Source organism: Streptomyces sp. NPDC056161 (assembly GCF_042268025.1).
GTDB lineage: Bacteria > Actinomycetota > Actinomycetes > Streptomycetales > Streptomycetaceae > Streptomyces.
Genome location: NZ_JBHJUV010000012.1, coordinates 135,238 through 147,562 on the forward strand (window position 1 = coordinate 135,238; position 12,325 = coordinate 147,562).

Genomic DNA, 12,325 nt, shown 5'->3' on the forward strand with positions numbered 1-12,325 from the left:
GCCGGATCCCGCGAGCCACGGAAAAGGGAGAGCCCGATGTCAGCAGCCGATGGTCCGCTCGTCGTCGGCGTGGACACGTCCACCCAGTCCACCAAGGCGCTGGTCGTCGACACGGCCACGGGCCGGGTCGTGGCGAGCGGCCAGGCGCCGCACACCGTCACCACCGGCGCGGGCCGGGAGAGCGACCCGCGCCAGTGGTGGGACGCACTGTGCGAGGCACTGCGCCAGTGCGGCGACGCGGCACGCGAGGCCGCCGCAGTGTCGATCGGCGGCCAGCAGCACGGCCTGGTCACCCTGGACGGCGCGGGCGAACCCGTCCGGCCGGCCCTGCTGTGGAACGATGTCCGCTCGGCGCCGCAGGCCCACCGCCTCGTGGAGGAGCTGGGCGGTCCCAAGGCGTGGGCGGAACGCACCGGCAGCGTGCCCGGCGCGTCCTTCACGGTCACCAAGTGGGCCTGGCTCGCCGAGCACGAGCCGGACGCGGTCCGCGCCACCAGGGCGGTGCGCCTGCCGCACGACTATCTCACCGAGCGCCTCACCGGGCAGGGCACGACGGACCGCGGCGACGCCTCCGGCACCGGCTGGTGGGCGTCCGGGACCGAGGCGTACGACGAGGAGACCCTCGCCCATGTGGGACTCGACCCGGCGCTGCTGCCCCGCGTGGTCCGGCCGGGCGAGGTGGCGGGGACCGTTCGCCACAGCCACGATCTGCCGTTCTCCAAGGGCACCCTGGTGGCACCCGGCACCGGTGACAACGCCGCGGCCGCGCTCGGTCTCGGCATCCGTCCCGGCACGCCGGTGCTGAGCCTCGGCACGTCCGGCACCGTGTACGCGGTGTCCACGCACCGTCCCGCCGACCCGACCGGCACGGTCGCGGGCTTCGCCGACGCGCGCGGCGACTGGCTGCCGCTGGCCTGCACCCTGAACTGCACCCTCGCCGTCGACCGCGTCGCCACCCTGCTGGGCCTGGACCGCGAAGCGGTCGAACCCGGTGGTGCCGTCACCCTGCTGCCGTACCTGGACGGCGAACGCACCCCGAACCTGCCGAACGCCTCGGGGCTGCTGCACGGGCTGCGCCACGACACGACGGCGGGGCAGTTCCTGCAGGCGGCGTACGACGGCGCCGTCCATGCGCTGCTCGGCGCCCTCGACCTGGTGCTGGACGAGGACGCCGACCGCAGCACGCCCCTGCTGCTGATCGGCGGCGGCGCCCGTGGCACGGCCTGGCAGCAGACGGTACGACGCCTTTCGGGACGGCCCGTGCAGGTCCCCGAGGCCGGGGAACTGGTCGCGCTCGGCGCGGCGGCACAGGCCGCCGGGCTGCTGACCGGCGAGGACCCGGCCGCGGTCGCCCGCCGCTGGAACACGGCCGCGGGTCCGGTGCTGGACGCGGTGGACCGGGACGAGACGACGCTGGCCCGGATCTCCGCGGTACTCTCCGACGCGGCCCCGCTGCTGGCCCGCGGGACGGACTCGCCGTGACCGGTACCGCACGGGAACGCCGTTGAGGGACACGGAGCGAGGATCGACGCAGGCATGACCGCACCGCCGCACGAGGGCCCGGCCGCACCGGGCCGCGCCCTGCCCGACACCCAGCAGGGCATGCGTCGCCGCAACCTGGCACGGGTGATGCACGCCGTCAGTGCCGAGGGGCCGCTGTCCCGGGCCGCGGTCGCCTCGCGCATCGGGCTGACCCGGGCCGCGGTGTCGACCCTGGTGGAGGAGCTGACCCGGTGGGGCCTCCTGGAGGAACTCGGTCCCGAGCGGCCCGGCCGGGTCGGCCGCCCGGGATCGGCGCTCGCCGTCAGCGGCCGCGGGCCGGCCGGGATCGGCGCGGACGTGGGCGTCGACCACCTCGCGGTGTGCGCGGTCGACCTGCGCGGCGAGGTACGCGCGCGTGCCGTGCGGCACGGTCCCAACCGGGGCCGCGCCGCCGGACCGGTGGTCGACGACCTCGCCGCGCTCGTCCGCGGTGTCGTCGCCGAGGCGGAACGGGCGGGCCTGTGGGCGGCGGGGCTCGCCGTGGCGGTCCCCGGCCTGGTGGCCCGTGACGCCCGCACGGTCGTACGCGCCCCGAACCTCGACTGGCGGGAGACGGACCTCGGCGCCCTGCTGCCCGTCGGCCTACCCCTGACCGTCGACAACGAGGCCAACTTCGGTGCGCTCGCGGAGCTCTGGCTCGGCGAGGGAACCCCGCGCGACTTCCTGCACGTGTCGGCCGAGATCGGCATCGGCGCCGCGGTCGTCGTGGACGGGCAGTTGCTCCGCGGGACCCGGGGCTTCGCGGGGGAGCTGGGCCATGTCCCGGTCCGGCCGGACGGACCACGCTGCCCGTGCGGCGGGCGGGGCTGCCTCGAACAGTACGCCGGTGAGGAGGCGGTCGTGCGTGCCGCCGGCCTCCCGTCCGGTGAGGACCTGGTCGGGCGGCTCGCCCGGAGCGCCGACGGCGGACACGAGGGCGCGCGCCGGGCCCTGCACGACGCCGGCACGGCACTCGGCATCGCCCTGACCGGCGCGGTGAACCTGCTCGACCCCGAGTCGGTCGTACTGGGCGGCGCCCTGGCGGGCCTCTCGCCCTGGCTGCTGCCGTCGCTCACGGCCGAGCTGGCGGACCGCACGGCACGACCGCCGTGTCCGGTGTCGGTGTCACGCTTCGGTCCCGAGGGACCTTTGCTCGGCGCGGCGCACTCCGTGGTGCGCGGTGTCCTCGACGATCCGGCGTCGGTGGCCGAACACGCCACCTGAGGGGGTCTCAGCCGAGGAACTCCTCCACCGCCCCGACGAACTGCCCGGCGTCGTCGAGCCAGGGATAGTGACCGGCGCGCGACTGGACCGTGAACCGCGCGTCGGGGAACAACGCGGCGTACTCGGCCACCGCGCGCGGCGGGGAGTTCAGATCGAACTCCCCGGCCGGCAGCAGCACCGGGCGTGCGAAGGCCGCGATCGCCGCGCGGGTGGCATCCGGGTCGAAGGCTCCCGCGGCGGCGAAGACGGCGGCGGCCGCGTCGTTGCGCTGCTCGTCCTCGGCTGCCCGGTGGCGCCGCGCGGTCTCGTCCCAACGGCCGTACGCGAAGGGCGCGAGGGACCGCCAGGCGTCGGCGGTCGCACGGCCGGCGACGATCTCCTCAAGGGCCGCACGGGCGGCCGGGTACCAGGGTTCGCCGCCGCGCAACGACGCCGTCCCGCGGCGCAGGTCCGCGTCGATCTGGATGCCGACGGCCAGCACGCTGGGGGTGATCAGCGCAAGCCTGCGGACGTGTTCCGGGTGGCGTTCCACGTAGCGCACGGCGAGGTTCGCCCCGGCCGAATGCCCCAGCAGATCCATCCGGTCGAGCCCGAGGTGCTCGCGCAGGGCGTCCACGTCCGCGACGAGACGGTCGCAGCGGTACGAGTCCTGGTCATCCGGCATCCCGGAGGCACCGGTGCCACGGAGATCCGGCACGATCAGCCGGTGGTGCGCCGACAGGCCGCCCAACTCGCCCAGGTAGGTGGAGGCTTGCATCGGGCCGCCCGGCAGGCAGACCACGGAAGGGCCGTCCCCGAAGACGTGGTAGGCCAGTATGGTGCCGTCGGGCGCGGGGAAGGCAGGCATGATCCCGACCCTCGCAGAGACGTTCGGCACGGGCAATCGGATTGTCCGGCGACCGCGAGTGGAAGGTGTCCGACGACCGCATGCGGACGGCGTGCGAGTTCGACACCGGGAGGCGCGCATGGCGGACTGGGTGCCCCGCGAGGAGTGGGTCAAGTCCCAGCCCATGGCTCTGCTGGCCTCGTGTGTGGTGATGCTGGACGATCGGGGCCGGGTCCTGATGCTCCGCTACGGACCCGGGCAGCCGGCCGCCGGGACCTGGTGGTTGCCCGGCGGGATGCTGGACCACGGCGAGGATCCGTGGACGGCGGCGCGCCGCGAGATGCGGGAGGAGACGGGCCTCGAACTCGCGCCGGCGCCCAGGTTGATCGGCATCGACCACCGGGCGGACGTGCTCGGCACGGGTCCGGTCCTCGACTGCTTCTTCGACGGGGGAAACGTCGCCGGGGACACGGGGATCCGGCTCAGCTCCGAACACGACCGGCACGGACTGTTCAGCCTCGACGAATTGGCCCGCATGCCGCTCGCCGCGCGGCTCCCGACGCTCGTCTCCCTGCACGCGGCGGCAATGGAGGGAACGGTCACGTACCTACGTGAGGGCGATCCCGTCTGACCGCCGCCACACGGCCCGGGGAGCCGGGCCTGTCATCGTGGTTCGGCCCTCTTCCACGGACCGACGGCGAGTTTTCCGGTCGTGCCGAGGTCCAGTTCCGGAGTCACCATCACCGGCGCGGCACCCGGCTTCGCCCACACCCTCACGTAGGGGGCGTTCACCGGGGTGCCGGACAGCACGGTATTGCGCCACACCAGGCCGGCGTACGCCTCCTCGCCCGGCTTCAGGGCCAGCGGCTGGGGCGGACCGTCGGCTCCGGTGCTCGCGGCGACGGAGGATCCGTCGTGCAGGATCTGCACCTCTTGGACGTTCTGGTGGGACTCGTCGAGCACGCTCAGCCGGGGGTATCCCTCGATGTGGTACGTGTCCGGGCCGCAGTTCACCAGATGGAGGTTGACCACGCGCAGACCCATGGCGGCGTCGCCCCCGTCCGCATACACGCGCACCCCCGACGGCGGGCAGGAGCCGTCCGGGGCCGGCGCCTCGGCGGTGGGAACGCCGCGAACGGTGACCACCTCCACCTGAGTCCAACCGGCGGCGTCCGACGGACCCGCGAGCATGTCCACGGTGCCCGCCACCGTGGCGTGCGGCTCGACGGACGACAGGACACGTGTCGTGTTCACCGGCGCGGCACCGCTCGCGGGCCGGAACCGGAAGGTGATGGTGTAACGGAAGGGCGTGTCGTGGTGGTTGGTGACCTGGAAGACCGCGCAGCCACCGGCCCTGCCACCGGCGTCGGTGATCGTGACCTGGTCCGTCTCCGGTTCGGAACTGCCGCCCGTCGTCGCCGAAATCGTGGCCGTCGCCGTCGGCGTGGCATCGCACGCGGGGGGGGTGGCCTCGCCGGAGGACCGACCGGGCACCTGGCTGCCGCACGCGGTCAGGAGCAACGCGGCGGTGGCGACCGCGAACGGCGGGAGTGACATGACACGCATCCGCAGAGTCGACCAGGATTCGAACACGATGTGCTGTGATCAGGACCACTCTTCCGGTCACAGCACTGTCACAGGCAGGGCCCGATGAGCCGATTCCAGCGCCGAATTCCCCCGAACAGGTGACCGAGTTGTCCACAGGTTCGCCTTCGTCCACCGAAACACACGGCGCCCTTCTGCCCAACCCACAAGCGCCGTACCGTGATTCACGCAGGGCGCGGCCCGGCCACCGGCTTGGTCCCGGCGGGCGCGTCGCGGGGGACGACGGACCGAGGGGGTTCGCGGATGTCGGGGGAGACCGCGTCTGGGCTGCGCCGGGACGCCATCGGGCTGCGCGAGGTCCTGTTCCAGAGCATCACGGCCATGGCACCCGCCGCCGCGGTCGCCGCATCCGTTCCGTCGGGTGCTGCCTTCGCGGGCGGCAGCCTCCCCCTGTCCGTACTGATTGCGCTGGTGGCCTGTCTGTTCACCGCCTCCTGCGTGGCCGACCTGGCTCGGGAGCTGCCCGCGGCAGGCTCGGTCGCCACCTACGCGGCGCGGGGTCTGCATCCCGCCGTGGGATTCCTCGTCGGCTGGGGTTATGTGTTCGTGGAAGCACTGGTCCCGCCGCTGCTGCTCCTGCAACTGGGCTTCACCACGGCCGGCACACTGCACGAGGAGTGGTCGTCGTATCCCGCGGAACTGTGGTGGCCCTGGTCGCTCGCGGGCGCCGTCGTCATAGCGGTCGCCGGGTATCTGGGCGTGCGCGCCTCGGCCCGCTTCGGCCTGGTCCTCGGGGTGTTCGAGGTTCTGGTCCTCCTGGTGTTCGCCGGCTGGCTCATCGGCAGGGCGGGTGCGGACAACACCCTGTCGGTCTTCGGTACCTCGCACACCGCCGACGGCCACGGAGGCATGAGCGGCGTCTTCGCGGGCTCCGTCTACACGGTGCTGGCGTTCGCCGGCTTCGAGGCCGCGGCCCCGCTCGCCGAGGAGACGCGCGACCCCCGGCGCACCATGCACCGCGCGGTGCTCGGCGCGGCCCTGGGCATCGGCCTGTTCTACGTGGTGACGACCTACGCCATGACCGTCTACTTCGGTCCTGACCGCTTCGGGACGTTCGGCGCGTCGGGCGCGGCGTCCTGGGAGGGAGTCGCGCGGGCATCGTTCGGACTCTTCTGGGTGCTGATGTTCCTCGCGGTGGTGAATTCGACGATCGCCAACGCCAACGCGTGCGCGAACGTCTCCACACGCACGGCCTACGCGCTGGCCCGTATCCGTGTCCTGCCCGGCTTCCTCGCGCGGCTCCATCCCACGTACCGCTCCCCCGTCGCGGGCATCGCGGTGCAGAGCGCCGTCGCCGTGGGCGCGATGCTCGGTCTCGGTTTCGGCTACGACCCGGTGACCGCGTTCCTGCTGCTGGCCACGGTGATCGTCACCGTCGTCATCGGTGTCTACATCGTCGTCAACCTTGCCTGCGCGGGGTACTTCCTGCGCCAGGGGCGCGCGGCCCTCGAACCGGTACGGCACCTGCTGTTCCCGTTGCTGGGCATCGTGGCGTTCGTCCCCGCCCTGCTGACCGCTGCCGGAATACCGGCGTTCGACTTCGTGACCCGGCTGACGGCGCCGGTTTCGTACGCCGGCCCGGTGGTCGGCGTGTGGATGGCGGCCGGAGTCGTCGTCCTGGTGATCCTGATACGGCGTCACCCCGAGCGGATAGCCGACACCGCCCGTGTCCACCTGGACGAACCCGTGTCCGCCGGCCCCCGGCAGAATGGAGCTGAACAGCGATGACCGACCCGCGAGTGCTGACCGTACGACCCGAACCGGGTGAGTACGCCTGGACGTTCGGCGGTGCCCCGCCCGTGGCGCGGATCACGCCCGGAACGGTGCTCGACCTGTACACGGAGGACTGCTTCGGCGGGCGGGTGCGGTCCGAGAAGGACCTGGTGTCCGAGGTGTGCGAGTTCCCGTTCCTGAACCCGCAGACCGGGCCGTTCCACATCGAGGGCGCCGAGCCGGGCGACACGGTGGCCGTGCACTTCGTGTCGATCGAGCCGGCCCGTGACTGGGCGGCGTCGACCACGGTGCCCCTGTTCGGCGCGCTCACCTCGACGCACACCACGGCCACGTTGCAGTCTGCGCTGCCCGAGACCGTGTGGATCTGGCAGCTGGACCGGACGCGCCGCACCGCTCTGTTCCGCGCGCATGACAGCGACATCGAGGCCGAGTTGCCCCTCGATCCGATGCACGGCACCGTGGGCGTGGCCCCGGCCAATCTGGAGGTGCGCTCGGCGCTGGTTCCCGACGCGCACGGCGGGAACATGGACACACCCGAGATGCGGGCGGGTGTCACCTGCTATCTCGGGGTGAACGTCGAAGGTGCGCTGCTCAGCCTGGGTGACGGGCATGCGCGGCAGGGCGAGGGCGAGACCTGCGGGGTGGCGGTCGAGTGTGCGATGAACACCGTCGTGATCGTCGAACTCCTCAAGGGCGTCTCCACCCCGTGGCCCCGCCTGGAATCCGACACCCACATCGTCTCCACCGGTTCGGCGCGCCCGTTGGAGGACGCCTTCCGGATCTCCCAGCTCGACCTCGTGCAGTGGCTGGTGCGTGACTACGGATTCGCCGAGCTGGACGCCTACCAGTTCGCGACTCAGGCGGTCGAATCGCCGCTGGCCAACGTGTGCGACACCAATTACACGTGCGTGGCGAAGATCCGCAAGGAGTGGCTGCCGGACCGCGAGACCCATCGCGGACTGCACGCACGGCTGCGCGAGACCGCGGCGGGGCTGCGCGTCTGACCCCGCCACCGCACTTCCCCGAGTCCCTCATTCCCGAAAGGCGATCGCCCATGGACCGGTCCCGACCGCTGCCCAGCAGACGACGCATCCTGAAGGGTGCGGCCCTCGCCGCGGTGCCCTACGCACTGCTGCCCGGCACACGCGCCGCCGCGCAGACGCAGGCCGTCGACTATCCGTCCGCCGAGTGGCAGCCCGCCAGCACCGCCAACTTCACGGCGTCCACCCGCCCCAGCGCCTACTCCGTCGACCGCGTGATCGTCCACGTCACCCAGGAGACATATGCCACCACCCTGTCCATCTTCCAGAACCCGCAGAAGCAGGTGTCGGCGCACTATGTGGTGCGGTCCGCCGACGGGCACGTCGCCCAGTGCGTGCGCGAGGCCGACATCGCCTGGCACGCGGGGAACTGGAGCTACAACACCCGCAGCATCGGCATCGAACACGAGGGGTGGGTGGACCAGCCCGCCTATTTCACCGACGCCCTGTACGAGCAGTCGGCGAAGCTGACGGCGGCGATCTGCGACAAGTACGGCATCCCCAAGGACCGGACGCACATCCTCGGGCACGCGCAGGTGCCCGGTACCGATCACACCGACCCCGGGCCGAACTGGGACTGGGTCCGCTACCTCAGACTCGTCAACCTCGCCTGACCCCACCCGCCGCCCGCGCAGGGGCTCAGCCCTGCGGTCCGTAGGGCGCACGCCGGGCGTGGTGCGCCGGCGCGCGCCCGTCGCCCATCGTTCGGGTGAGCCCGGTCGAAACGGTTGTCCGCACCGACCCCCCGAGTGACGATGTCCCCAGCCGCATCGCCGTCCGGGGGGAGGCCGAGTTGACCGATCCATGGGTGGCCCTGGAGCCGGGGGTCGACCCGACCGAGCGCGTTCGTGTGCTGCGCCGGGCGCATGAGACGTTCACCACGGCCGGCACCGTGTCGCGTCCGGTGCGGTCGGTGGTGGCGGACTCTTGGCGGCGCTCCGCACGGGCGGGCGTGGGGCCGGACGGCGGCGCGCACGTGGAACTGACGGACGGCGACCTCGGCGCCTACCGCGCCGAGCACCCGCTGGCCCAGGTCATGCCGCTGTTCCGCGAGCTGATGGGCACGTTCGCGGCGGACGGCGAGCATCTGCTCGCCGTGTGCGACACGCACGGCAGGCTGCTGTGGGTGGAGGGCCATCCCGTCACCCGGCGCAGGGCGGACCGGATGAACTTCGTGCCGGGCGCGCGCTGGGCGGAGAGCGCGGTCGGGACCAACGCACCGGGCACGGCGGTCACCGTCGACCGGCCCGTGCAGGTCTTCGCGGCCGAGCACTTCATCCGGCAGGTACAGCCGTGGACGTGTGCCGCGGCGCCGGTGCACGATCCGCGCACCGGCCGGGTGCTCGGTGCCGTGGACATCACCGGCGGGGACGGGCTGGCACACCCGCACAGCCTGGGGTTCGTGCAGGCGGTGGCGCGCGCCGCCGAATCCCAGCTGGCGCTGCTCGCCCCGCCGCGGTCCGTGGGCGAGGCGGGCGCTCTGACCGCGCTGGGCCGCGACGAGGCGCGGCTCCTGCTGGCCGGGCGCACGCTCGTCCTCAGCCGTCGGCACAGTGAGCTGCTGGTGCTGCTGGCCCGTCACCCGGAGGGCCTGACCGGAGACGAGCTGCTGTGCTCGCTGTACGAGGACGAGTCGGTGACGCCGGTGACCATTCGCGCCGAACTGGCCCGATTACGCAGGTTGTTGGGGCCGGAGCTGCTGGCGTCACGGCCGTACCGGCTGACGGCCGCGGTGGAGTCCGATGTCACCGTGGTGGAGCGGCGGCTGGCAGCGGGCGCGATCACGGCAGCCATGGCCTCGTACGCCGGGCCGCTGCTGCCCGGCTCGCAGGCGCCGGCCGTCGTACGGCTGCGACGGAGTCTGGCCGACGGTCTGCGCGCGGCGCTGATCGCGCGCGGTGACCCCGATCTGCTGGCCGACTGGGCGCACGCGCCCTGGGGTGAGGACGACGTGGAGGTGTGGCGGGCGCTGGCCGTGCTGCGGCCGACGCCGTCGGTCCTGGCGCGTCTCACCGAACTGGACGCACAACTGGCGGCACCGCACGGCCCGGTCGGCGTCCCGACCGGGACGCGGACCGGCCGCGCAACGTGGTTGCAACGTCCGGGTCCTTAGCCTCGCCGCCCGAGCTGTCCAACGGCGGGCAGCACTTCACCGGAGGCAGACCACGATGACCCGTTACACGGCGCCCGGCACCGAGGGCGCGCTCGTCTCCTACCAGGCGCGCTACGACCACTTCATCGGCGGGGCGTACGTGCCGCCGGCGCGCGGGCAGTACTTCGAGAACCCGTCGCCGGTGAACGGGCAACCGTTCACCGAGGTGGCGCGGGGCACCGCGGAGGACGTGGAGCGGGCGCTGGACGCGGCGCACGCGGCCGCGCCGGGCTGGGGGCGTACGTCGGTGGCGGAGCGGGCCGGGATCCTGCTCAAGATCGCCGACCGCATGGAAGCCTCCCTCGAACCACTGGCGGTGGCCGAGAGCTGGGAGAACGGCAAGCCGGTGCGGGAGACGCTGGCGGCCGACATCCCGCTCGCCATCGACCACTTCCGCTATTTCGCGGGGGCGATCCGAGCGCAGGAGGGTTCGCTGGGCGAGCTCGACGACGACACGGTCGCCTATCACTTCCACGAACCGCTGGGTGTCGTGGCGCAGATCATCCCGTGGAACTTCCCGATCCTGATGGCGACCTGGAAGCTCGCGCCCGCGCTCGCCGCGGGCAACACCGTGGTGATCAAGCCGGCCGAGCAGACCCCGGCGTCGATCCACTACTGGATGAGCCTGGTCGCGGATCTGCTGCCGCCCGGTGTGGTGAACATCGTCAACGGCTTCGGCGTGGAGGCGGGCAAGCCGCTCGCGTCGAGCCCGCGGGTGGCGAAGGTCGCGTTCACCGGGGAGACCACGACGGGGCGGCTGATCATGCAGTACGCCTCCGAGAACATCAAGCCCGTCACGCTGGAACTCGGTGGCAAGTCGCCCAACATCTTCTTCGACGACGTGTGGGCGCGGGACGACGACTTCCGGGACAAGGCGCTCGAAGGATTCACGATGTTCGCGCTCAACCAGGGAGAGGTCTGCACGTGCCCGTCCCGGGCGTTGATCCAGCGTGGTCACTACACCGAATTCCTCGACGCGGCAGTCGAACGCACCCGGCAGATCAAGCCCGGCCATCCTCTGGACACCGACACGATGATCGGCGCCCAAGCCTCCAACGACCAACTGGAGAAGATCCTCTCCTACCTGGACATCGGCAGGCAGGAGGGCGCCAGGGTCCTCGTCGGCGGTGAACGCATCGATCACGAAGGAGAGTTGAAGGGCGGGTACTACGTCCAGCCGACCATCTTCGAGGGCGACAACCGCATGCGGATCTTCCAGGAGGAGATCTTCGGCCCGGTGGTCTCGGTCACCTCCTTCGACGACTTCGACGACGCCGTCAAGATCGCCAACGACAGCCTGTACGGCCTCGGGGCGGGCGTGTGGACGCGCGACGTCAACACCGCGTACCGCGCGGGCCGGGCCATCCAGGCGGGCCGCGTCTGGACGAACTGCTACCACGCCTACCCGGCCCACGCGGCGTTCGGCGGTTACAAACAGTCCGGGATCGGCCGGGAGACGCACCGGATGATGCTGGAGCACTATCAACAGACGAAGAATCTGCTGGTGTCGTACTCGCCGAAGAAACTGGGCTTCTTCTAGACGCAGAAATAGGGCGCCTGACCCGGGAAGATGACCGTCAGGCGCCCTGCTCGGCGTGCATCCGAGCGGCGAGTTGAAACACGGGGCGGGGAGCTGTGGCGCGGGGCACCGAGTCGGTGTCACACGGGACGCAGCAGCCACGCGGACCTCCGGGTGCGCCCGCGCGTACGCCCCCGCTTCCGGCAGCGCGCTGCCGTCGGCCGGCTTCCGCGCGGCGGCGCCGGCCTCCGCGGGAGACGACGGCGGATCCGGTTCAGTCCGCCGATCCGACGATCCGACGACCGCGCGTTCTCCAGCCGTAGCGACGTCAACCGCGGCCGCAAACCAGGCACCGACGAGCGTGCGAACCGGACGGGGCGCATGCGGCGGAAAGCATCAGAGGGGCACGGGCCACAAACGACTGCCGCGATCCGCAGTACACGACGCCAGGACTGCCAGGCCGAGACCGGGGCCGTCCGCGCCGTCAAGAACCCTTCGGTTCGGGCAGCTCCGCCCAGACCCGGGCCGCCATCAGATCCGCCTCGCCCTGCGGCGTACCGGCCTTCACCAGGATGAACCCGCGAGACTTATCCGGAAACGTGACCTCACGCATCTCCGTCCCCAACATGCCTTGGACCGGCTCGTCCGGCACGACAGCCTCCCTGCGACGACTTGCCGCACACCGTAGAGGGTCTCCGCGGCAA

11 protein-coding genes are annotated in these 12,325 nt (G+C 72.1%); 8 read left to right on the forward strand and 3 right to left on the reverse strand.

Features of this window, described 5'->3' with window-relative positions:
* Window positions 1–36: 36 nt before the first annotated feature.
* Window positions 37–1,482, forward strand: coding sequence for a xylulokinase (gene xylB, locus ACFC09_RS13820; protein WP_376527050.1), 1,446 nt, complete (start codon window positions 37–39; stop codon window positions 1,480–1,482).
* Between the two features lie 54 nt (window positions 1,483–1,536).
* Window positions 1,537–2,745, forward strand: coding sequence for an ROK family protein (locus ACFC09_RS13825; protein WP_376527052.1), 1,209 nt, complete (start codon window positions 1,537–1,539; stop codon window positions 2,743–2,745).
* A 7-nt stretch (window positions 2,746–2,752) separates the two neighbouring features.
* Here ACFC09_RS13825 and ACFC09_RS13830 read toward each other — a convergent pair whose 3' ends face one another.
* Window positions 2,753–3,592, reverse strand: a complete 840-nt coding sequence (locus ACFC09_RS13830) for an alpha/beta fold hydrolase (RefSeq protein ID WP_376527054.1) — start codon at window positions 3,590–3,592, stop codon at window positions 2,753–2,755.
* A 118-nt stretch (window positions 3,593–3,710) separates the two neighbouring features.
* Here ACFC09_RS13830 and ACFC09_RS13835 point away from each other — a divergent pair, with 118 nt between their 5' ends.
* The gene (locus ACFC09_RS13835; RefSeq protein ID WP_376527056.1) at window positions 3,711–4,202 is read left to right on the forward strand and encodes an NUDIX hydrolase; all 492 of its coding nucleotides are present in this window, start codon (window positions 3,711–3,713) and stop codon (window positions 4,200–4,202) included.
* A gap of 32 nt (window positions 4,203–4,234) precedes the next feature.
* Here the strand turns inward: ACFC09_RS13835 and ACFC09_RS13840 are convergent, their stop codons facing one another.
* Entirely contained in the window at window positions 4,235–5,128 is an 894-nt protein-coding gene (locus ACFC09_RS13840; protein WP_376527058.1) for a DUF4232 domain-containing protein, read from the reverse strand.
* Between the two features lie 291 nt (window positions 5,129–5,419).
* Here ACFC09_RS13840 and ACFC09_RS13845 point away from each other — a divergent pair, with 291 nt between their 5' ends.
* The 5 genes from ACFC09_RS13845 (at window position 5,420) to ACFC09_RS13865 (ending at window position 11,642) form a co-directional block, all read left to right on the forward strand.
* The gene (locus tag ACFC09_RS13845) at window positions 5,420–6,904 is read left to right on the forward strand and encodes an APC family permease (RefSeq protein ID WP_376527060.1); all 1,485 of its coding nucleotides are present in this window, start codon (window positions 5,420–5,422) and stop codon (window positions 6,902–6,904) included.
* On the forward strand, window positions 6,901–7,914 hold the full coding sequence (locus ACFC09_RS13850) for an acetamidase/formamidase family protein (protein ID WP_376527062.1): 1,014 nt from the start codon (window positions 6,901–6,903) through the stop codon (window positions 7,912–7,914). Before ACFC09_RS13845 ends, ACFC09_RS13850 begins: the two co-directional genes overlap by 4 nt.
* Before the next feature lie 50 nt (window positions 7,915–7,964).
* Window positions 7,965–8,564, forward strand: a complete 600-nt coding sequence (locus ACFC09_RS13855) for an N-acetylmuramoyl-L-alanine amidase (protein WP_376527064.1) — start codon at window positions 7,965–7,967, stop codon at window positions 8,562–8,564.
* A gap of 179 nt (window positions 8,565–8,743) precedes the next feature.
* A complete protein-coding gene (locus tag ACFC09_RS13860; RefSeq protein WP_376527066.1) occupies window positions 8,744–10,063 on the forward strand; it encodes a GAF domain-containing protein in 1,320 nt (439 codons plus the stop codon).
* A gap of 55 nt (window positions 10,064–10,118) precedes the next feature.
* Window positions 10,119–11,642 (forward strand): aldehyde dehydrogenase family protein, encoded by a 1,524-nt coding sequence (locus tag ACFC09_RS13865; protein ID WP_376527068.1) that lies wholly within the window; start codon window positions 10,119–10,121, stop codon window positions 11,640–11,642.
* Between the two features lie 463 nt (window positions 11,643–12,105).
* On the opposite strand, the gene ACFC09_RS13870 is transcribed toward ACFC09_RS13865, so the two are convergent.
* Window positions 12,106–12,273 (reverse strand): hypothetical protein, encoded by a 168-nt coding sequence (locus ACFC09_RS13870; RefSeq protein ID WP_376527070.1) that lies wholly within the window; start codon window positions 12,271–12,273, stop codon window positions 12,106–12,108.
* Between the last annotated feature and the right edge of the window lie 52 nt (window positions 12,274–12,325).